Annotated in this window: 19 protein-coding genes; 6 read left to right on the top strand and 13 right to left on the bottom strand. The window is 43.4% G+C overall.

Going from position 1 to position 21,560, the window contains the following annotated elements; translation table 11 throughout:
- Nucleotides 1-14: 14 nt before the first annotated feature.
- The 4 genes from DLM76_RS01335 to DLM76_RS01315 all read right to left on the bottom strand — a co-directional run bounded on the left by DLM76_RS01335 (nt 15) and on the right by DLM76_RS01315 (nt 6,061).
- The gene (locus DLM76_RS01335) at nt 15-2,015 is read right to left on the bottom strand and encodes a tetratricopeptide repeat protein (RefSeq protein WP_118964167.1); all 2,001 of its coding nucleotides are present in this window, start codon (nt 2,013-2,015) and stop codon (nt 15-17) included.
- A complete protein-coding gene (locus DLM76_RS01330; protein ID WP_118964166.1) occupies nt 2,012-4,042 on the bottom strand; it encodes an NHL repeat-containing protein in 2,031 nt (676 codons plus the stop codon). Before DLM76_RS01330 ends, DLM76_RS01335 begins: the two co-directional genes overlap by 4 nt.
- Nucleotides 4,043-4,537: 495 nt before the next feature.
- Entirely contained in the window at nt 4,538-5,056 is a 519-nt protein-coding gene (locus tag DLM76_RS01320; protein ID WP_118956479.1) for a DUF1564 family protein, read from the bottom strand.
- 63 nt (nt 5,057-5,119) lie between these two features.
- Nucleotides 5,120-6,061 (bottom strand): histone deacetylase family protein, encoded by a 942-nt coding sequence (locus DLM76_RS01315; RefSeq protein WP_118956243.1) that lies wholly within the window; start codon nt 6,059-6,061, stop codon nt 5,120-5,122.
- 176 nt (nt 6,062-6,237) lie between these two features.
- On the opposite strand from DLM76_RS01315, the gene DLM76_RS01310 reads away from it, so the two are divergent.
- Entirely contained in the window at nt 6,238-7,416 is a 1,179-nt protein-coding gene (locus tag DLM76_RS01310) for a putative glycoside hydrolase (protein ID WP_241548158.1), read from the top strand.
- A 1-nt stretch (nt 7,417) separates the two neighbouring features.
- Here DLM76_RS01310 and DLM76_RS01305 read toward each other — a convergent pair whose 3' ends face one another.
- The gene (locus tag DLM76_RS01305) at nt 7,418-8,218 is read right to left on the bottom strand and encodes an enoyl-CoA hydratase/isomerase family protein (RefSeq protein WP_118964165.1); all 801 of its coding nucleotides are present in this window, start codon (nt 8,216-8,218) and stop codon (nt 7,418-7,420) included.
- Entirely contained in the window at nt 8,218-8,745 is a 528-nt protein-coding gene (locus DLM76_RS01300) for a hypothetical protein (RefSeq protein ID WP_118956245.1), read from the bottom strand. Before DLM76_RS01300 ends, DLM76_RS01305 begins: the two co-directional genes overlap by 1 nt.
- Before the next feature lie 266 nt (nt 8,746-9,011).
- On the opposite strand from DLM76_RS01300, the gene DLM76_RS01295 reads away from it, so the two are divergent.
- Nucleotides 9,012-10,292 carry a PilZ domain-containing protein gene (locus DLM76_RS01295; RefSeq protein ID WP_118956246.1) on the top strand — a complete coding sequence of 427 codons (1,281 nt, stop codon included), beginning with the start codon at nt 9,012-9,014 and terminating at the stop codon, nt 10,290-10,292.
- A gap of 47 nt (nt 10,293-10,339) precedes the next feature.
- Here the strand turns inward: DLM76_RS01295 and DLM76_RS01290 are convergent, their stop codons facing one another.
- The 3 genes from DLM76_RS01290 to DLM76_RS01280 all read right to left on the bottom strand — a co-directional run bounded on the left by DLM76_RS01290 (nt 10,340) and on the right by DLM76_RS01280 (nt 13,795).
- Entirely contained in the window at nt 10,340-11,614 is a 1,275-nt protein-coding gene (locus DLM76_RS01290; protein WP_429946395.1) for a tetratricopeptide repeat protein, read from the bottom strand.
- Between the two features lie 87 nt (nt 11,615-11,701).
- Nucleotides 11,702-12,406: an acireductone synthase gene (gene mtnC / locus DLM76_RS01285; protein ID WP_118964164.1), complete on the bottom strand. Its 705-nt coding sequence runs from the start codon at nt 12,404-12,406 to the stop codon at nt 11,702-11,704.
- The gene (locus DLM76_RS01280; RefSeq protein WP_118964163.1) at nt 12,407-13,795 is read right to left on the bottom strand and encodes an MFS transporter; all 1,389 of its coding nucleotides are present in this window, start codon (nt 13,793-13,795) and stop codon (nt 12,407-12,409) included.
- A 263-nt stretch (nt 13,796-14,058) separates the two neighbouring features.
- On the opposite strand from DLM76_RS01280, the gene DLM76_RS01275 reads away from it, so the two are divergent.
- Nucleotides 14,059-15,006, top strand: coding sequence for an alpha/beta hydrolase (locus DLM76_RS01275; protein ID WP_118956249.1), 948 nt, complete (start codon nt 14,059-14,061; stop codon nt 15,004-15,006).
- Nucleotides 15,007-15,094: 88 nt separating this feature from the next.
- Here DLM76_RS01275 and DLM76_RS01270 read toward each other — a convergent pair whose 3' ends face one another.
- Nucleotides 15,095-16,105 carry a hypothetical protein gene (locus tag DLM76_RS01270; protein WP_118964162.1) on the bottom strand — a complete coding sequence of 337 codons (1,011 nt, stop codon included), beginning with the start codon at nt 16,103-16,105 and terminating at the stop codon, nt 15,095-15,097.
- 131 nt (nt 16,106-16,236) lie between these two features.
- Here DLM76_RS01270 and DLM76_RS01265 point away from each other — a divergent pair, with 131 nt between their 5' ends.
- The 3 genes from DLM76_RS01265 to DLM76_RS01255 all read left to right on the top strand — a co-directional run bounded on the left by DLM76_RS01265 (nt 16,237) and on the right by DLM76_RS01255 (nt 18,830).
- Complete coding sequence (locus tag DLM76_RS01265; protein ID WP_118956251.1) at nt 16,237-17,319, top strand: endonuclease/exonuclease/phosphatase family protein; 1,083 nt, start codon at nt 16,237-16,239, stop codon at nt 17,317-17,319.
- Nucleotides 17,320-17,673: 354 nt separating this feature from the next.
- Nucleotides 17,674-18,222 carry a DUF1564 domain-containing protein gene (locus DLM76_RS01260; RefSeq protein WP_118964161.1) on the top strand — a complete coding sequence of 183 codons (549 nt, stop codon included), beginning with the start codon at nt 17,674-17,676 and terminating at the stop codon, nt 18,220-18,222.
- Nucleotides 18,223-18,371: 149 nt separating this feature from the next.
- Nucleotides 18,372-18,830: a VOC family protein gene (locus tag DLM76_RS01255; protein ID WP_118956253.1), complete on the top strand. Its 459-nt coding sequence runs from the start codon at nt 18,372-18,374 to the stop codon at nt 18,828-18,830.
- A gap of 259 nt (nt 18,831-19,089) precedes the next feature.
- On the opposite strand, the gene DLM76_RS01250 is transcribed toward DLM76_RS01255, so the two are convergent.
- From DLM76_RS01250 to DLM76_RS01240, 3 genes are read right to left on the bottom strand one after another with little or no spacing between them, the layout of a single operon-like run.
- Nucleotides 19,090-20,565 carry an adenylate/guanylate cyclase domain-containing protein gene (locus tag DLM76_RS01250; protein ID WP_118956255.1) on the bottom strand — a complete coding sequence of 492 codons (1,476 nt, stop codon included), beginning with the start codon at nt 20,563-20,565 and terminating at the stop codon, nt 19,090-19,092.
- Between the two features lie 27 nt (nt 20,566-20,592).
- Nucleotides 20,593-20,967 (bottom strand): DUF1987 domain-containing protein, encoded by a 375-nt coding sequence (locus tag DLM76_RS01245; RefSeq protein WP_118956256.1) that lies wholly within the window; start codon nt 20,965-20,967, stop codon nt 20,593-20,595.
- 2 nt (nt 20,968-20,969) lie between these two features.
- A complete protein-coding gene (locus DLM76_RS01240) occupies nt 20,970-21,524 on the bottom strand; it encodes a SiaB family protein kinase (RefSeq protein WP_118956257.1) in 555 nt (184 codons plus the stop codon).
- Nucleotides 21,525-21,560 lie beyond the last annotated feature (36 nt).

The following is a 21,560-nucleotide window of genomic DNA, read 5'->3' as shown; positions in this document are numbered from 1 at the left end:
GATTTCAGTTTCGTCTAACGTTTCCAGAGAACCCGATCGCCTTCGGAGATCGTTTTGAGTCCGTTGTTCCCGTTGTCCGGAACGGCTCTCGAAAGAAAGTAATCCGTTTCTTCGATCGTAGCTTCTCCCGATTTTCCGGCGGTGTTGTAGATTTGGACCTTGCTTCCTTTTTTTAAACCGTCGAGAGTTCCCACATTGAGAATGATATCCTCGTCTTTTACCTTTAAGACGGAACCGGATGGAGGGATCGCCGCGAGAATCTTAGAGGCCGATCGCGCAGCCGCCTCGGGAAGAAAATCCCTTCCTTTCGCAAAAATGCGGAACGTTGAAAGAACTTTTTCGTGTTTCGAGTCCTTGATCGTCCAATCGATGTTCAAGGAATGATTTTCGTATTTTAGAGAACCGTAAATTAAGAATCTAGGTTTGATCCCATTCTTGGCTGAATCCTTCACTTTCAAAAAGGTCGTTTCGTTATAAGGAAGGATTCCCGTGTATGCTTCCGAGTTGATGTCGAACGAGCTTGGATTGTTTCGCGCCGCTTCCAAAACCCCGGAAAGAGTGATCGTAGGATTTAACGAAAGAATTTTCCGCACGGAAGAGGAAACCAAAAGCGCGAGATCGGGATAATCGCCTAAATAAGATTTGTCCGAAAGATCGAACATGAGAACCACGGGCGGAGTTCTTCCGTAATTTTCCGAAAGATTGTCTCCGGTTATCTCCACCAAACCTTCTTTGTATGCGATCGATTGTTTCATCGAACCTAAAAGATTCTCGATCTCGTATTGATACTTTTCGTTTTCCGGATATTTCTTTCTTAAAAATAAAAGAAGATTCAAATATCGAGGGAAGAACGAGGTTCGTTTGTATTCTGTCAAGGTTTGAAACTGAACCTCGGGTTGAGCCGGAATCAATTCTCTCGCAGTCGCAAGGTGATGCGACGCCATGTCGTATAGAAGAGAATTTTTCGCGGATCGAAACCGCTGCATTCTGTAATCACCGAGTTTTCTCCGGAAAGAATGATTCTCGGGGAAATGACTGAGCGCCGCCGATTCCGCTTTTTGTCTGGAGACGGAATCTAAATCATCTAATTTTAATATTTCAACGAGGTCGTTTTTGAGAGCGTCTTTTAAGTTGGAATCCTTGTTCGCTTCTTTCTCCTCCGCAAACGCTTTGAGATACAGATACGAAGGATTTTGAGGATACAGAGAAACGAGTTTTCGGGAGAGCGTAACCGCAGATGAATAGTAGCCTTGCCAAATTCGAATTCTTACGAGCGAATCGATCGCTTCCTCGAAATCCGGATACAGCGAAATCGCTCTTTCGAGTTTTTCGGAGGCCATCTCGAGCTTTTGTTTTCTTTCCTGGTGCGAACTTTTTTCGGACCAATCGATCAACAAAGAAGCCATGTTAAAAAATAATTCCGGATCATCGGAGGAAGATGCAAGGACCGTGTTCCAAAGATGATAAGACTTGGAAAAGTTTCCCGTTTTACCGTTTACTTTCGCTTCTAAGATTTGAACTTCTTTCGAGCTTTGAAATTTAGTGCGCGATGCTTCCAGCTTTTTCAGAGCGGATTCGTAACTTCCCATTTCCAGGAGGATTTGGATTTGAACGGGGGCTAAGACTGGATCGAACGGATCCGTTTCGAGAGACGGTTTTAGAAGATTTAGAGAATTCTGATATTCTTTTTTACGAACGTAAGCGAGAGCGGCGCCTTTGATTGCGGTCTTGTTTTCCGGTTCGAGAACGAGCGCTTTGTTATACGCTTCGAAGGATTCGTTATACTTATGAAGATGTTTTGCGGCTTCTGCCAATCCGAGGAAAGATCGGACGGACATCGAGTTCGCTCTGGACGCTTCCGAAAAAGATTGATAAGCCGCGGCGTAATTTCTGTCTTTGAGAAAGGATTCTCCCTCTTGTATCTTTCGAATCGTTTCCTGCGATGAAATCGGCCTTAGGCAAAGTAGAATCGTTAAGAAGATTACGAAACGTTTTTGAAAAAGATTGAATTTCATTTTGTGAAGAATCCCGCTTCCGCTTTTCCCGATGTGTTTCTGAAATTCGCTTCGACTGTCAGCGGGATATAGAAATCCTTTTTGTCCGCATCCACTCTGCTTTTGAAGGATACGATGTATCTGCGGTCTTTGTGCGTTAGAAAAGAATCATAGAGATTTTTTTCCAATCCTTCTCCCGGAACTAAGATGAATTTTCCGCCGGTCGACGCGGCGATCGTTTTGTAGGTTTCTACGGCTGGTCCGTTATCCGACAAGGATAGGAAATAAACCGGGATGGAGTGGGCCTTGGAGTAACGGATGATCTTTTCCGGAGAGATCTGCGTGAACGAGTCCGCGTAAGAATTTCCGGAAACCAGAATCAAAACGATCCGAGGGCCGAGCCGGTCGAGCAGGTCGGATATCCCTCTGTAAATCGCCTTGCCTGTTTTCGAGGAGTTTTCGTTCGGAGAGGTTCTTAAGATTCGAAAGATTTCGTGCATCGAGTAGTTGAAATCGGATGCTTTGATGAGTTCCGACCCGGAACGGAGGACTTCGATACCGTCGTATTGTCTCAGGGAGGTAAGAAGAGGTTTGAGCGACTTTTCAAAGACGGGATAAGCCGCTTTTACCTCGGGAGTGTTCTCATAAACGAGCGAAACCGAGATTCGATTGTTGAATTGCTGCATATCGGCGAGCCCGATCAAGGGAGCCAAGTTACCATACTCGTAAACACGGAAAGAGTTCCTCGGAATCGCTTTGATGTCCCGGCCGGATCGATCACGAACTCGCATAAATATGGAAATATCCGGATATTCTCTGTTTAAAACCTTCTCAACTACGATGTCCAGGTTGGAAGACATTTGGTTGGAGGGGCTGAAAATCTCGACTCGATGGCGATTGAAATCGGCAATATACTGAGTCCCGGTATAATCGAATGCAGAGGAGAATGGTTGGTTTAGCTTTCTAACTGTATTCTTCGAATCTCGGAATGAATCAAGGAGTTTCCAAGTATTCTCGAGAGTGTTGTAGATGATGAGCCCCGACTTTTCATCCGAGATATAAAGTTCGTTCTTTCGAATCGTAAGGTTCCGGGGGGACGATAATGTATTCGGGGTCGTAATTTCTCGTAGATAGTTTCCTTCAGCGTCAAACACGGCGATTCTTGAATTACCGCGATCGGCTACATAGATTTCTCCTTTAGAATTTACTTTGAGTCCCGATGGATTTCGTAGAATTCCGACTCCAATTTCCTGAATAAATGTGCCGTCTGTCTTTAGTTTTTGAACGCGATTGTTTCCGGAGTCAGAAACATAAAGAAATCCGCTTTTTGTTAAAAAGATTCCGGTTGGACCGTGAAATTCTCCGTTCCCTTTACCGGATATTCCGAAGCGATTTCTAAATTCTCCTCTTGTATTGAATTCATAGATCTTGTCAGACTTAAAATCAGCCACAAAGATCGAGGTTCCTCTCAAAGAGAAGAATAGGGGACCCGATAAATTCCGACCTAAGGATCCTTTAAAGTTATCAACCGGATTGCCATTAGGATCAAACTTTACAATATTCGCTGTATCAAAAGAGAGAACATAGAGAAATCCATCATCGTCGATAGCTACGTCGGATGGATTTCGAAATCGAAAACGTCGAAGGTCGTCGCCTAAAATTGCGGAGTAATAGCGGGGGGCTGAATCTTGGCTACCGCCAGCGAGGTTGATTCTGAGAGCATCGAGTCTCGCTTTTTGAATCTGATTTAAACCTGTCGTACCCTCAATTTGTTCTAATTCCGACATACTCTCCGGCCAATCACCGGACAAGTAATACGAATTTGAAAGTAAGAGTCTTGCTAAAGTGAAATCCGATTTAATTGAGAGTGCCTTTAAAAAGTTCTCACGTGAGGAAGAATATTGAGAATTATTAAAATACGAAAAACCTCTCGAAAACTGAGTTCGGGCTTCCTTTTCTTGGATAGAAAAATTCGGAAGGCCATCCGAATTTAACGAGAAGGTGATGAAAAGGAGGGGCAATAAAATTAAGAATCGATCGAAATGCATAATTAGTCCGGAATTGAGCCCCGATCTCTCTATAAGGGCCAAAAAGAGACATAATTTCAAGGATTTTTTAATCGGAGAAATTAATTACAGAACCTGAAGTGGTGAGTCTGAGACTCGGAAATTCTAATCGTTAAAAGGAAGGGGTCGGAATTCCTGAATTACGAAGCTGTTTCTTAAAATCGGTTTGTTCTCGTTACTCGAAATTGGCCGAAAGGGGAGCGACGTTCTCAAAAGAGAAGTTGATTCTGTTTTCTGATTCGGGTTCTGGAAGCTATTATTTTCAGGATGAACACGGCCTAACTTCCAATTTTCGTTATGTCTATGCCATGTTTCTCGCTTTGCACGGTTTTGCGAGAGCTCTGTCCTCGTTTCGCGAAGGAGAAAATCTAAGATTAGAATATATTTTCTAAATCTCTTTTCTATATGATTTAACTCTTCCAAAGAGGATTCCATTTCCCTTTAAATATCGGATTATCCCGATAAAAAATCTGAAAATTATGCACTGTTCAACTCGAAATTTTTCCCCCTTACAAGTTTCTTCAAAATGAATTTTCGATTAGAAATGATCGTGAAATAAAAGTGCAACGGACCGATTTCCATTTTCGTTAATTTTATAAGTTCCTCTCTTAAATTTTTAATTTTAGAATCATCTTCTATCTCCAAATCGACTAATCGAGAAAAAAATCTACACACCGATATTCCGAAATAAAAACCAGCAAACTTTGCTTCATACCAATCTTGGTGATCAGGACGAAAGGAATATCGAATCAATTGTAGATGTTTCGATTGATAGAGAGTTTTCCTAAACGCTGTATCAGAAAATTTTGAAAAGAGATTTTTCTTCTGAAATTTAACGATTAAAAAATGAAAATAATTTCTTAGATTCTTATGTTTCCTAATTTGTTTTAATACATAACTTTCTAAATAGAGTGGAATCAATAAATCCGAAGGACCTGAGTTGCGCTGTGACTGACCTTTATATTCGGTGAAGCTTTTGATCGTTTGCTCTTGCATCATAATCTCCATGCCTTTTACGGTTCCGAAGAATTCTTGAAGAGTCGCTCAAGCAGAAAAAAATTAAGAGAAAGAATTCAGAACGGCTAGGTGCGCTTCAACGGATTCTGACAATGCAATTAAGTCGTAACCCCCTTCTAAAAAGGATAAAACTTTTCCTTGGCAGACTTTGTCGGCGCTTTCAAGTGTGATTCGAGTTAATTCCTCAAAGCCAGTCGTTGTAATATTCATTCCTCCAAGGGGATCATCTTTATGGGCGTCAAATCCGGCTGATATTAAGACGATATCTGGTTCAAATCTTTCCATTGTCGGAATTACTATTTCTTTGAATTTTCGAATGTAAGATTGATTATCTGAATTCGCCTGCATCGGAATATTTTTCGTTGTACCAACTCCAGAACCCTCACCCATCTCGGACAATGAACCTGTCATCGGATAGAATGGAAATTGATGTATAGATAGATAGTAAACAGTCGGATCTGTATAAAAAATTTCCTGAGTTCCGTTTCCATGATGCACGTCCCAATCAAGAATGAATATTTTTTTAAAACCGTTCTTTTGTAAATAACGCGCCGCAATGGCAACGTTGTTTAACATGCAAAAACCCATAATACGATTGTGTTCTGCGTGATGTCCGGGCGGTCTTAGAAGAGAAAAACCATTTCGAATTTGACCGGAGATTATTGCGTCGGCCAGGGCCAGGCCCGAATTTGCCGCCGAATATGCAGCGAGCCACGATTTTTCCGTGAACGGAGTATCTGAATCAAAATACCCTCTGCGTTCTTTGGAATTTTCTATTTTCTGTAGGTGATAACTGGAATGAACTTCTTTTAAAAAATCTTGAGGAAGATCTTTCATTTCTGGTTTGTATAGAGAAGAGAAATAGCTGGCTTGATGTAATCGATTCAAGCATGCAAGAAGTCGGTCTGAATTCTCGAAATGCGGAATTTGAGGTCCTGCATTATGTTGGAGAAAAACTTCCGAAAATATAAAACCCGTAGACATCACACCTCCTAACCCCTTTGCAAATGGTATTTAAATCACTTTTCGATGTAACATTTCAAAAAGAATTTGATTATCAATCCGAATTCCAAACAGTTTCTTTTAGTTAGCCGGATTGAATTCCGACATTTAATAAAGAACTGTAAAATATCTTTGAACTTTTCTAACATTCAAAACCTGTGAAAACGATTATTCCTCTTATATTTCTATTTTTCTCCTGGAACTCGTCTTTATTCTCTGATTTCGATCTACCTTTTCCTAAAAAGAATATTAAGAAACAGGCACCGGAAGTGACGTTTCGCGAAACCATTGATTTAGAAGTCGGATCTACGCGAATCAAAAAGGATAATGTTGAAGATTCGAAATTTACGAATTCGGAAAGATTCCCAACTTCCGAGATATTATTAAAATTAAAAAACCGAAAGCCAGAACCGGACTTAAGAGCGAAGGTGGAAGTCGTAACTCCGCAACAAAATGTCGAGAATTCGGTTAGAAATCCTGAGCCACGAACCATTTTGAATGCTAAAGTTCCTGAATTCTCTCGGGGAATTTATATATCGCAAAGAACTTTGAAGAAGGAAAAGGAATTTCGAGATTTAAGAAGAAAAGGTAAACAACATGGCGTGAATTTGCTTGTGATTGATGTTCAACCTTCGATGCCCTCGAAGCTGATTTTAGAAGGGTTGGTCGAGGAGGGGTTCTATCCCGTTGCAAGGGTTGTCAATTTTGACGGGGGGCTTCCGACCGAAAAACCGTCGAATCAAAGGATTACTTCTATTCACAAATCAATTCGATTAGCTTGCGAATCTGGATTTCCGGAAATTCAATTAGATTACATTCGATATGCCGACAATCTTCAATTAAAACTAACATACGAGAAGCGTTATAAGAATATCTCAGGCATAATAAAAGACATAAGAAATGAAACACTCAAATGCGAACATCTTCCTTTTATAGGAGCTGATATTTTTGGTCGGATCCCATTCAATCAAAACGATATGATCGGCCAAAAGGTAGAAGTCTTTGCTCAAGTGGTCGACGTCCTTTATCCTATGTTGTATCCATCCCACTTTTATGGAATGCCTGCTAGAATCAAAGATCCTTATCAAACGGTTTATGACGGAACTCTTCTTACTTTAAAACGATCACTTAAGACGACGCGAGTTATCCCCTATATTCAAGGATTTAACATGTCTGTTGGAAAGTCGGGTCTCACACTTTCAGATTATATTAAAGCGCAGGTAAAGGCGTCGTACGACAGCGGTGGGCATGGGTTCGTAGTCTGGAATGCCTGGAATGATTACGAATCTACTTTCCAGGCTTTAAAGGATTACGATGAAGAGATAAAAAAGGACTAAGTTATAAACCTTTAAAAACAGGTTTTCGTTTCTGTTCTATCGCTTTGATGGTTTCCTTAAAGTCCGCAGATATAAAGTTCCTTGCTTGCGATTCTGCTTCTTTTTTTAGTGCAGCTTCCAGCTTATCTTTGTCGTAAGTATTCTTTTTCAATTCTGCGAGCGCCAAAGGAGCGCTTTCGGATAAGGCGATTGCGATTTCCGTCGCTCTTCCCAGGACTTCTTTTTGAGGAACGGAATCGTTGCAAAGTCCAAGTCGGAACGCCTCTTCTCCGCTTAACGTTTCGGCCAAAAATAAAAGTCTGTTTGCGATATGAGTTCCGAACAATTCTTTAACAATATAACTCGAACCCATTCCAGGATGAATTCCGAGTTTGACAAAGTTGAATTGGTATTTTGATTCGTTGGCAAATACACGAATGTCACATGCAAATGCAAGAGAGAACCCGGCACCGATTGCATGACCGTTTGCTGCGCAAATTACAGGTATGTCCAATCTTCTGACCGATAAGAACAGATTATAAAACTCGAACATAGTTTTCTTGTTTGTTTCGTAATCTTTCGTCGAGAAGGATTTAAGCAGTTCGAAATTTCCGCCAGCGGAAAAAATGTTATTTTTTCCGGTCAGAATGACAACTCTCGGTTTGTGTTTTTCGGAGGTTTCAATCAATCCATCGATGATCTTTTTGAATTCCAATCCCATTTCGCGAGTCATAGAATTTCTGGTTTCCGGGTTGTTGAGGCTCAAAGTCAGGATTTTGTTTCCTGAACCCAGGTCGATTGTGTCTTGGTCAATTAATCCCATTAAACTGCTTTTTTCTCCAAATCAAAGCTTTCATACCAGATTCGATCGGATACGGTCAACGGTTTTTCTCCAATTCCCATCTGTGTATAATATTCGAGCAATGTTTCTAAATGAACGGCCTCTTCATCTTCTAAGGTCCAAAAGGAAGAATCAATTGATTTCGAGATCAACGCTTGTCCTCTTACTGAATCTTGAAAATATTCCGGTTTTCCTGAGAAAATAAGGTGGGCTGATATTAAGTCGAAGCGGATCGTTTCCATGATTTTCTTAAAATCGGCTTCGCTTTTTTCGAAATATCGGGAAGCAATTTCGGTTTGAAAGTAATCGCCCCAAGTCAAAATGTCCGGCTCTACTCCGGTTTTCGCTTTGATTTCTGCAAGTTTCTCCTCTTCTAAAAACGGAGTTACGGCAAATCTATCAACGAGTTCCTTCAGAGCGATCAGATCCAGGATTTTTCCGGCTGATAGCTTTCCCTGTTTCATCATATCGAACAATTCCGGGTTGAGTTCCGACTTTCTTGTATCCATACATTCTTTTTCGGGTTAATTCCAAACCTTCAGCGGGATTTTTTTCTGGAGATTTCCGTTTCTCGAGGTCGGTTGCTGCAAGGATCGTAAAATATTTCCGTTTAAAAAGTCGGATCTCCAGGGCTTCTCCAATTCACGGAAAGAACATCGAACCACATTCATTCTCTTTTTTCTCGATCTTATGTCTCATAAATTAACGCGACTGAATTCCGACTTCCCCCGAACCGATATTTACTATACAATTCTCCCTTACCCAAAACGAAACAATGGCAGTCGGAAGATCGGACAGTTTACAGGAACTTATCACCATACTCGAAACGATGTTTGGCGAAACGATCATTGGAACCGACATCAATCTCGTAAAACATCTCTTCTACTATCTCAAAGCCGACGATGTGGAGTTTCCGTTCGACTACGACGGGCAACGGTTCTTTGCAATCGTGGAGGACATCGAAGAAACCAGCGTAAAACTGAGGATCCCTGGAGCGACACAAGGATTGACTCTCCGCGCGAAAATCAGTTTCGAAATTATGAATATTCTCTATCAATTCGAGGTCATCATTCTCGAGTTTTTGGATGATTCCATCATACAAATCCGAATTCCGTCGGAATTACAGGCCGCGTCCTTTCGAAAGAACGTTCGTGTAGCAGTGGACGATCTCTTTATGAATTACGTGATTCTTTTCCGTTCTTTGACCGGAGGAGGCAGGGAGATCGGCCGAAATATTCAAGTGGAACAGAGATTCAACAATTTGATGCGGGAGATCAAAAAGGACAATCCGGATCTAAGATTGATCAACATTATGATATCCGAATATATTTCCACCGTATCCAAGGAATACGAAGTCGTGTTCTTTTCGCAGGATCGGGAAGAAACGTTTTTGGATTCCTTCATCAAGAGGAACGACCGTCCGGTGTTCATACCCGATACTTCTCTGATCATCAATTACATCAAAGAAAATGAAACCTCCCCGGTAGGGAATTACAGGGAAGAATACATACGGATGGTGTTGGAAAGCGGCCAGGATTACGCCGATAAATTTTTCAGGGAACTTCAGAAGAAGGAAATCCGCGAATTCGTGATTTCCTATCTCGTTCTTCCGATTCGATTGTTCAACGACGTGATCGGCTATATCCGCGTTTATACATCCGCGATGGACCGCTATTCGATAACTCCTTCCCAAGTCGGATATCTGATCGAACTCTCCGAAATTTTCAGTTACTCGATGACAAAGATTTTTATCCGAGAGGATAATTACAGGAATGCGAAGGCCGGAACAAGGGTTGTGGATATCAGTATCAACGGACTTCTATTCGAGATCGAAGAACGGAGGATCTTTCAATATTTAAAAAAACATAATATTATAAAGATCTTCATTCCCGTTTCGGAACGGACTTTGATTCTTCGGGGAGAAGTGGTTCGATATATAACCGTGGAAGAAGGTAAATATCATCTCGGAGTGAACTTTTTCGATTCCAATCCGGACGACATGCTCATTCTTCAGAAATATATCTTTACGAGAACGCGTAAGATTCTTTCGGAATAAACGAATTGCAGTTCAAAGCCGCTTGCTGTACGGTTTTTCGCGAGTCTTTACTGGATCGGTTTTAAAACGTATGGATCGCCGGGAACGGAAGCCGGTTTGAATGTCTTGTATTTCTCAAACGATTCCGCGAATTTCCCTTTTAAGATTCCGACTTCTTCCGATTCGCCCAAACCGGTTTGTCCCGCAGGCGAAGTCAATTCTCCGATCTTATCCAGATAGAGTTTGCAAGCCAGCAGATGAATTCTATAATCCGAAGGATTGAGTTTGTCCGCGTCCTTGGTGAGTTTTTCCGCAATCGTATAATATGTATCCGATCTTTTTCTGTTTTTGGAAGCATGAATCGGAGATGAATCGGCTTTGATCGGAGTCTGAGCGGCTTTCGATTCTTCCCGATAAAGATAATAATACGTAAGAGCGGAGTTGATAAGAAGTTCGCTGTCCGTTTTGGTCAACTTAAAGGCTTCTTGAATCACTTCCATCGACTTGGAAAGAGCGGCTGGATTTTTAAATCCTTCGGTCTCGTATTTATGATTCAAGTAATCAATGTATTCTACATAGAATTCCAATTCTTCCTGAGAATTAACGAAACGTTTTCGATTTTTCCAAGCCATGGAAAATTCCGCGCCGGCGGAAACATAAGCCTCTCCCGTTCGTTTATATAAAAGTCCCAAACGGAAATGACCCATCGGAGAAGACGGATCCAAGCTGATGGTATGTTTGTAAGAGCGGATCGATTCCGCGATTTCGTTTCTGGCAAGATAATAGTCGCCTTTCTTCCGTTCTACGATCGCAGGTTCTATTTTTTCCGAAACGAGAGGAGCGGCGACCATGAGGTTCCTGTCCTTAACAAGTCCTAAGTTTCCGATTCCTCTGGCCCTTTTTCCGATGAACGATGTCTGAAAGATGGATTTGATTTCGATCTGCGCTACGATGTTTCCGTTTTTGTAATTCTTATGGTCGAAATCCTTTTCGATAAGATACAAAATTTGTCCGACTCTGAGACCCGGATCGTAGTTGATCTTGATCGTGACAAGATCGGCTCTCGTGTCCACGCCGATATCGAGATGTTTGTTCTTTCCTTCCTCTTCGATCGGCTTTACCTTATCGTAAAGAACGGTCTCACCGACGAGGATCATCTTTTCTTTTTCGGATTTGCCGGGGTCGCGGAACGCGTAGACGAGTTCCCGCGCGTCCATTTTTCCCAAAGGAAGAAGGTTCAGTAGAATCGGCAATAGAAGAAAGAAAATTCGAAAGGATCTCACCTTCCAAAGATCGGCCGATCTCGCGATCCCGCTCGAAAAAAAGATCCGTTTCGGTCGCATTTCCCGTCCGATTTCACGGTGAGAATTTCGGTTTATGGAAAAAGGATTTCGTTTTTCCGGCGACTCAGTCGAACCAAATCGCCGATGTTAAGGATTCAGATTTTGAAACGAGGAAATTCTCGGGTGAGAATGCGCCGGTTGCGCGTTGTTGCCCGGTCGTTCCAGAACCGTCGCTTTGAGCCCGGCTTCCACGGCGGCGTCCGCTTCTTCTTTGATATCGGTAAAGAATAGGATTTTTTCCGGTGCGATCTTCAGTTGTTCGGCAATCTTCGTATAACTCGAAGATTCCCGTTTGCCTCCGACTGCCGTATCGAAATAACCGGAAAAATATCCGGTCAAGTTGCCGGAATTTGAATATTCAAAAATTAACTTCTGCGCTTGAACGCTTCCGGAAGAATATACGGCGGCGCGTTTGCCCGCGGTTTGAATTCGGTTTAAAAAATCGGACACGTCTTCGAACATGGAACTTTTCAGTTCGCCGCTTTCGTAACCTTTTTTCCAAATTCTCCCTTGAATCTCTTTGAGAGGACCGCTTTTACGATCCACGCTCACGAGATGTTTGCAGTAATCGCTTAAACTTTGGGGAGAATCGTCGATCTTCCCCTTGTAAGTCGGATCGTTTTTTCCTTCTTCGAGAAGTTTTTCGACCCATTCTTTCTCCAAAGAATTCGACCGGAAGAATTCGTCGAACTTCCCGACCGAGTACGGAAACAAAACCTTATGTACGAACTCGATGGGAGTCGTGGTTCCTTCGATATCGAATAGATATAAATCGAATTCTTTTATATTCAATTAAGCGGCCCCTCTGATTTTTTCGGCTTCCGCTACCAGGTATTCATGGACGTCTTTCTCGTCTTTCTCGAAATTTTTCAGAACGATCAGCCAGGCAAGCGCGCAGGGAACCCAAAATAAAACCGAGATCGAAAGCCCGAGCGATCTGTCTCCCGGAGTCAGACCTAAAATTACGGCGCTCATCGCGGGGCCAAGTCCTTTTCCGAGGTCGTCGGTAAGGTTATAGAGAGCGAACATGCTACTTCTATTTTTTGGAATATTCACGTTGATTAATGTAGCTCTGACGTTCGGTCCAGTCACGGAGATGATGAATCCGGTGATGATGTTGACGACGATGAACAATCCCGAACCGGCGATATTGTCCGCCTTTAAAAGATAAATGCACGGAAGAATCCCGATCAGAATGCTCGACATACAAAAAATCGGAAGAAGCCGTTTGTTGCGGTTGTAGATTTTTTGTCCGATGACTCCTCCGAAAAACGTTCCCGCAAAAACGCCGATCGCCGCATAGGTAAGAAGCATCGTCGCAGCGGCCTTATCGAGATGATAGGAAGTTTCGTAGTAGTCGACTAAGAACACGAAGAACACTCCCCAAGGAACACATCCGGGAATTCCTTGTAAAAAGATTCCGATGTTCGTTTTATTTTGAAAGAGAAGCCGTATATCGCTCCAACGAAGATGAAAACTTTCTTCCGGAAATTTTTCGGCGATTCCGGCCCATTCCGTTTCTCCGCCGCCTCGAATCGGTTCCTTGCAAAAGATCCAATAGATGACCGCAAAGAAAAAGGAAGGAATCGAAAGATAGATAAAGCTGGTTCTCCATCCGTTGATCGGATCCGCGTTTCCTAAAATTCCTCCGAAAAGCTGACCGACGCCGAGTCCGATTCCCATCGAAAGCGAAACGTAAGCCGCCGCGGTGGATCTGGATTTATCCGAAAAGTAATCTCCGAGGACGGTAAACAGAAGCGGAAAAATTCCTCCGAGCCCGAATCCGGTTAAGGTTCTATAAATCACGAACTCGGGGTAACTCGTCGCGAACCCGGAAAGAAAGCAGGGAACTTCTCCCAAAAATACGGAGAATAGAATGAGCATTTTGCGGGAATACTTTTGCGAAAGGTAACCCATACTCACCGATACGGCCCCGCCTAAGATAAAGAATAAAATCGGAATTAGGCCGCCGATATACCAATCCACTTCTTCTTGGCTGTTGAGTCCGAAGGAAGCGCCTATGTTTTTCAGGTTCGGTGCGATGAGATTTTGATCCGCGAACAGGAAGAAAGCCATTCCCATAATCATCCAGAACGCTAAAATCGCGTTCCAACCGTGATTCGCCAATTCTCCCAATCCGAAAAAGCGAAGCAGGCTTTTTTCCGAAGGTCTTTTTTCCATATTCTCTCCGATCCGATGTATAATTCTTTTTAGAAACGAATTCAAACAATGGGGACAGCGGACTAAAACTCAAGGAAACTTTAAATCCGATTTTAGAATTCGATCCCTCGTTCGAGCGTTCGTAACGAGACATAGAAAAAAGATCCGTTTTATTTCAAAAGCGTTTAACGATGAAAAAATTCCGTTTTTAATCTGTTTTAGAATATTTAGTTGACCCCCATGATTTTAATGATTCCTTTCTTCCAAACAAATCGGATTTCGCAATGACCTTTCATCACAAAGAATTCTACATTCTCTCAAGCTCCGATAAATCAAAGTTATATTGTCAATCTTGGACAAAGCCGAACGCAAACAGAGTAATGATCTTTCATCACGGCTTCGGAGAACATAGCGGGCGTTATACGAACCTGCTTCGTTATTTTGCGAAAAGCGACATCAATTTCTATTCCTTCGATATGAGAGGCCACGGGAATTCGGAAGGAAAACGAGGTCACGCGGAATCCTTCGATTTATACGTAAGGGATCTTTCCGATTTTGCGAACGAGGTTTTAAAGAGGGAACAAAAGGACCGTTTTTTTCTTTTGGGTCATTCCCTCGGCGGAGCGGTTGCGCTTCGTTACGCGCAGGAAGGAATCAATCAGGATAATATTCTGGGATTAGTTTTAGGTTCTCCGGCCCTCAAAGTAAAGATGGACTTTCAGAAGCAGTTGAAGAAGTTCGTGGGAAGTTTTTTAAGCAGGATTTCTCCCGCGACGCTTGTGGACGCGGAATTGGATCTTCATTATCTTTCGCATGATCCGGACGTGATCGAAGCGTATAAACAGGATCCTTTGGTTCACGGGAAGGTTTCTTTAAGGATGGGGACCGAACTTTTGGAACTCGGACCGAAGCTGATCAAAAAGGCGAACGTGATCCGTTGCCCGGTTTTGATTCTTCACGGACAAGAGGACGGCCTCGTCGACGTGAACGGTTCCATGGAACTTTATAAAAATCTAATTTATCGAAACAAAAGAATGAAGATTTATCCCGGTTTGTATCATGAAATCATGAACGAATTTCCGGAACACAGGGACGAGGTTTTCGGCGATATTCAGGCGTTTTTGGATACGATTCTTCGGGAGAAATCTCCCGGCGAGGCGAAGGATTCTTCCCTGAAACTGAAGAAAAAACCGAAGGCAAGCGCTTCGAGTAAGAAGAAAACGGTCGTCTGAGATTCGAGACGCTTTCGCTTTTAGAGAATTCGTATTTTAGAATCGATTGAGAGAGGCGCGCGCGAAGCGCGCGCAGGAAACTCGCCGATTACTCTTTTCTATAGATAAAAATAAAGGAAAGAGTGAATAGAAATCCCAAGATGGCGACCAGTCCGAGTAACGAACGTTCGGTGGTCGGAAACCAGGTTCCGTTTTCGATTTTACGGTTGACCCGTTCCGTTTCCACGTCCGCGACCGGATTCCCGCCCGAAACGGAAATCGAAACTTCGTAACGGGGAGAAGGGTAGCCGATCTTAAACGCCTTCATATCCGAAGGAACGTCTTCTTGAATCTTTTCCTGTTTAGCCGCGCCGATAAAGGAAACCTCCATGTCTTGCGGTTTGGAAAAAACGGCCCTATAACCTTCTTCCTTTTCGGCGAGCATTCTATCCTTAAAGGTCACGGTGGAAAGATTGTTAGCGGGAATCGTATAAGAAATTTGTAATTCGGAACTTCCGGGAAGAATGGCTCTGTCCAAAAGTTTTCCGTTCGGTCCGTCTTGAAGAGAAAGAGGGATCGCCATTCTGGATTCTCCCTGAGTGAGCTGGCCCGCGACCTCGGTCGCTTCGGATGGAACGAAAATCTCGAACGGGTTTTGCTCGTCCTGATAACTTTTGGGAGGAATCGTGTTGTTGGATATTAGAAAAATCTTAAATACTCTGAGAAAGTCGCGGCCTCTCGAGATCTGCATCGCGGATCTCGTTCTTACGAGAGATTTGTCTCTGGTCTTTTCGTAGACGACGATTTCCTGAACTCCCGAACGCATAACGGGGACGGGAGGAACCATCTTGTTATAATTGACTCCGGCGTATTTCGCCTGAAGAAGGATCGGAGTCTGATCGGGAACGGTAAGTTTGGAAACGACAAAAGAGCCGTGGGAAGGTCCGATTTCTTTGATCGGAATCATCCCCTGTTGGAGTGCGATGATACGAAGGGATTCGATGCTTCCTTCTTGGCCGGTGGTTCCGTTTTTGATCCGTATTTTCAGTTCCAATTCTTCCGAATAAACGGATGTCTGTATTAGTAAAAGGGAGAATAGAATCGTAATTATATTTTTCATCTCAGGGCTCTAAGGTCATTTTTATTCTGCCCATTCAAAAAGAAAATCCTTTACACTCACTTTTCTTCCCGTAACGTGATTCTCTTTGAAACGGCGATTTTTTCCGTTTAGACGTTCCTTAGGAGATTAAAATGGGTTGGTTGCGAAAAATATTAGCGATACTGGGAATCCTATTCGGTTCTCTTCTGATTCTGATCTACTCGATCACGTTTCATCCCGATCAGGCTCAACCCGCGGACGTTGTATGCAACGAAAACGCGCCGCTTTTAAAGGCGGATTCTAAGATCAAGGTTCTCGTCTGGAACGTTCAATATCTTGCCGGGAAGAAACGAGTGTTTTGGTACGACGTTCCGAACGGGGACGGACCCGATACCGGACCATCCCGCGAAGAAATCGAATCGACTCTCAAAAAAATTACCGATTACGTTCGCGCCGAAGATCCGGACGTGATTTTGTTTCAGGAGTTACACGACGGCGCGAAGAATACGTTCCAAGAGGATCAATTGGAAAGAATTCTTTCGCAAATCGGTCCTGCATACGCCTGTTCAAGCGAGGCGTTTTATTGGAAGTCGTTATTCGTTCCTCATCCTAAGATTTTGGGAAGCGTTGGAATGAAACTCGCGACGATCAGTAAATATAAAATTTCCGACGGGATTCGTCATTCTCTTCCTTTGATGCCGGCCGATCCGGTTTCGACTCAATTCGGGTTAAAAAGGGCGATTCTTCAAAATGATTTTCCGGTGGAAGGCGGGGATAAGTTCACCGTTTTGAATACCCATCTGGATGCGTTCTCGCAGGGAACGGATACGATGCACAGACAAGTGGAAACGATCGCGGGACTTTTGAAGGAACTGGATCTTGCGGGTCATTATTGGGTGTTAGGCGGGGACTTCAATTTGCTTCCTCCAGGATTCGATCGCAAGTCCATGCACCCGAACGGTGCGTTCTTTTATTCGGACGAACAGGAAATCAAACCTCTGTTTGATAAATGGAATTCTTCTGTTCCATTCAATATTTTGAATGGACCGGAAAGATCTAAGTATTATACGCATTATTCGAACGATCCTGCGATCGGAAAACCGGATCGAACGATCGATTATATTTTCTACTCATCCAATCTGAAACAAACAAGTTATCGAGTCGATCAAGGCGAGATTCTTTGGACCGTGTCCGATCATTTTCCGATGATCGGGACATATCTTTTGAAGGAATAAAGACCCGGCTTCGACCTTCTTCGCTGCGAGTGAGTTTTTTTAGAAAGTTTGTCGCCGGTGGCGGCTTGTGGGGCGGACGGTATTGGAGCGCAGAAGGTTGAGTGTTGTTGCGTTTTTGTTTTCTGTCAGTAGAATCTGAGAGAGCGCTTTGATTCTGTAGAGATTGAGCGTTCAATCTTTGTTTTGATCTTATAGGAATTGGCGTTTTGAGGCGTATGCCACCCTAAAACGGTTTAGGATCGGTTCGGTCATTTTGGATCAAATTTTTTAAAATCGTTTCGTATTTTATTGTATCGTTTTTGGTTTTTTAAGCGGTTGTATGTCCTGGGATTCGTTTTGCGGAACCGTAGCAGTATGGGCGTATTGTTGCTTCACTCCGATCATCGAATCGATTCTCGGCTTCAGGAAAGTAATACGAATGTTGTGACTTTGCTGATTCCTGAAACCATCTTGTTGCGTTATCCTGAACGCGACCGTAAGAATCTTCCCAAACGAATCCCGGAACTTTTGCGAAGATACGGTAAATTTTTGACGGCGACAAAGAGACTTGGGACAAAAGCAGGCCGGACGTTGTATCAACCGAGTCCGGGGAAAGAAAAGATGAAGCGCATCAATGTTCGACTGAGCACCGGCAGCTGGACTTTATTCGGAACTCTGGCGCAAGCTCATGGGGTTTCGCGCTGTTTTCTGTTTAATTATCTTCTGTGGTTGGAGGAAAACGAAGTCGGGAATTCTATCGTGCATATCATGAATGAAGGAGGTCCTACATTTCACAGGAAATACAGATATATCCTGGACCTTGACCTGCTAGACAATCGTGTTTCAAGGCTCTTACAATGCGATCCGGAGGACAGTTTTTACGTTTTAGATTACCGCGATTGGTTCCAACGCCCGCCGTCCTAATACAAAGCCTTCTCGACATTCTCCCTAAAGCGCTCAGCTCGGATTGAAGTTGCCAAAGAAATTGAAAAGAATTCTCTGGATGAAGATCCCATATTCGCAAGCGGTGTTCGGAAGAAAAATGGGATCGCATATTACGGAACGGAAAGCTTATGAGACCTTTTAAAATATTAGGAATTCAGCAAATCGCGGTCGGCGGCGAAGACAAAAAGAAACTCGAAACATTTTGGGTCGACATACTTGGACTTGAAAAAACGGGAACGTTCAAGAGTGAAAAAGAAAACGTCGACGAAGATATTCTCAGAATGGGCAAGGGTGCATTCGCGGTAGAAGTCGATATCATGCAGCCGATCGACGTCAACAAAAGCCCCAAGGTTCACGAACCGAAACTCAATCACATCGGCCTTTGGGTGGACGACATCCATAAAGCGGTCGAATGGCTGACTGCAAAAGGAGTTCGTTTCACTCCGGGCGGAATCCGCAAAGGAGCCGCGGGATACGACGTATGTTTCATTCACCCGAAAGGAAACGAAGAATTTCCGTATTGTTCGGAAGGCGTTCTCGTCGAACTCGTTCAGGCTCCGGCCGACGTAATCCAGGCTCTTAGCTAAAATTTTACGGGCGTGCCGCGTTCTCTCTCTGTGGTTTTAAATGGATCGGGAATTCGCGGCCGCGCTCTCGGCTCCGGTCCACAAATTGAATTTTTCTTTTTTTGAATATTCGATTTTTAGAAAGCCAATTTGTTGACCCCGCTTCGATCGCTCACGCATTCTCCACGGAAATCTCCTGTCGTATTCCGATAGACAAACCAAACCCCAAGCCGCTTCGGACGACATTCGAACCTTAAAATATTGGAAAAACGGGAAGCGCTTACTTCTTGCCTAAAAGAAAAAAGGTTCTCATAGGACCTTTTCCTTTGACTTCGATGATCCCGCGATCTTCGAATGTGAATAAATCTTTGAGTGCGTTGTAGGTCGCTTCGGAACAATTGATCTTTCCCGGTTCCCCGTGCGATTCCATTCTGGAAGCGGTGTTTACCGAATCGCCCCACAAGTCGTATACGAATTTATTTTTACCGATCACACCGGCGACTACGTCGCCGGTGTGAATCCCGATTCTAATATTGAATTCATATTTCCACGATTTCTGAAGATCCTTCAGTCCTTGGATCATATCGATTCCGGCTAACGCGATCTTTTCCGCGTGGTCCTCGGTCGCGTTCGGAATTCCTCCCGCCATCATATAACAATCCCCGATGGTTTTGATCTTTTCGAGTTTGTATTTGCTCGCGATCTCGTCGAAACAGGTGAATATCTGATTCAGGATTTCAACGAGCTGATTCGGAGTGGGGATCTGGGTCGAAAGTTTGGAAAAACCGACGATGTCCGCGAATAATACCGTGGAAGTCGGAATATAATCCGCGATCACGCTTTCTCCGCCTTTCAATCGTTCGGCGATCGTCTTCGGGAGAATGTTTAGAAGAAGGCTTTCGGACTTTTGTCTTTCCTTTTCCAAACCTTCGTTTAACATATTGATCTTTTCTAATGAATCCTTGAGTTCCCGGTTTCTCTTGGAAAGCGTCTTGTATGCGTCGGCGTTATCCACACCGATCGCCACGTAGTTCGCGAGAGTTCTCAAGATGCTGAGCTGGTTTTCGTTGAACGCGTTTTTCTCGTAGCTTTGGATCGTAAGCATTCCGATAAAACGTTCCTCGACTTTCAGCGGAAGATAGACTACCGAGCTAGTCTTTTCTCCGAAATGTTTTTGGATCGTGGAAACGTATTGCGGAAAATCCTTTTCGAGATCGTTGGTGATGAGTTCCTGATTGTTGTGATAACAGAACGAGGAAGGATTCTCCTCCGCGAGGGAATCCACCGAAGGAGCCGGAGTATAACGGCCTTCGATCAGACTGAACTTATATTTGATTTCGTTTTTGCCTTCTTCTATGATCCCGAAGGCGAGGATGTCCATCGATACCATGGACTTCGTGTTTTCATAAACGGAAGTCAGAATGATTTTCGGTTCTAAACTTGCGGTAATCATCTGACCGATTTCGCTCAATTGCTTGAGGTTCTGATAGGAGGATACGAGTCTTTGATTGGAGTCCTGCAATTCCGTCTGCGTTTTGATCAGGCGGTTCTGCGTCGAATCCCCGATCTTCATCAATTTCGAGGATTGTTTTAAAAGGGATTCGTAGGCTTCTCCGAGTTTCTTCAGCTCTTCGAAAACTTCCTCTTTACCGAGTGATTCTTTTCGATCGAGGGTTCCGTTGACTTCGTTTAACAACTGAAATTCGTTTTCGAAAAAGGAATTAAAGTCCTTCTGAGCTGAAGATGCGGGTTCCATGCGTGGTTTCGATTACCGAGCCGTTTTTTATTTATAGGATTTTAATTCGAACGGCAGGGAAAGATCCGAGGAGAATTCCTCTCCGGTTTCCTGCATATCGTCGTCGTCCTCTTTGTACAACCAAAGTATCTTGACCTTGCCGCTCTGATCGTGATACTTCTGAAGAGAATCCAGAATATCCATGATCACTTTAGACGAACTCGTATTGAAATAATCCAACTGAAATTTCACTTGAATCGATGCCTTCGATCCCATCGCCGCGTTCAGCCAATCGAACACGGGTTTGTAAAAGGCGATCGCGTTTTCGGGATAGGATTCCCCGATGATTTCAACCACTCCCTTCTCTGTGTCTAAAATAACCTCCGGAGAAGTTTTTGTTTGTTGAATGTGTAATGATTCCATTCTCAATTTTCCTTTGTGAAGTATGCAGAAAGTGTAAAGAACGAATGTTTATCGTCCACCGGCGAGATATCGTATGTAAGCGGTCCGTCCGACTTTCTAGCGATATCGATCAAACCTACTCCCGCGCCTTTGCTGTCGTCAGGTCTATCCGAGCGTAACTGCTGTTGGTAATAAGTTTTTAACTCGTCCCTCGACATAGAATTTATTTTTTCGCATTTGGCTTTCAGGGATTCTATTTTGTCGTTTAGTACAAGGTTCCCGGACGAAACATTATAGCCAATCGATTTTTCGTCGACCATGATGATGCCGACGCCGCCCTCTCTGCCGTCTTCGAGGGCCTTTCTTTCCGCAGAATAGTGTAGCATATTCTGTGCGAGTTCGATGAAAACCGCGAAGATTTTTTTGATTTTCGACTCCGCACTCAGGGACGTCCGGATCATCGAACCGAATTCCGTTAGGACTTCTTGCGAGAGACGTCCTTTAAAGGAAACAATTAATTGATAATCGCAGGCCTCTTTATACTGCTTAAACAGGTCTACGGACTTGTTTTCCATCATTTCTTTTTAACATGCTCCTATATTTTCGTTTCCCGG

Origin of the sequence: Leptospira yasudae, from assembly GCF_003545925.1 — a bacterium.
GTDB lineage: Bacteria > Spirochaetota > Leptospiria > Leptospirales > Leptospiraceae > Leptospira > Leptospira yasudae.
This window is presented reverse-complemented; position numbering and strand designations above follow the sequence as displayed.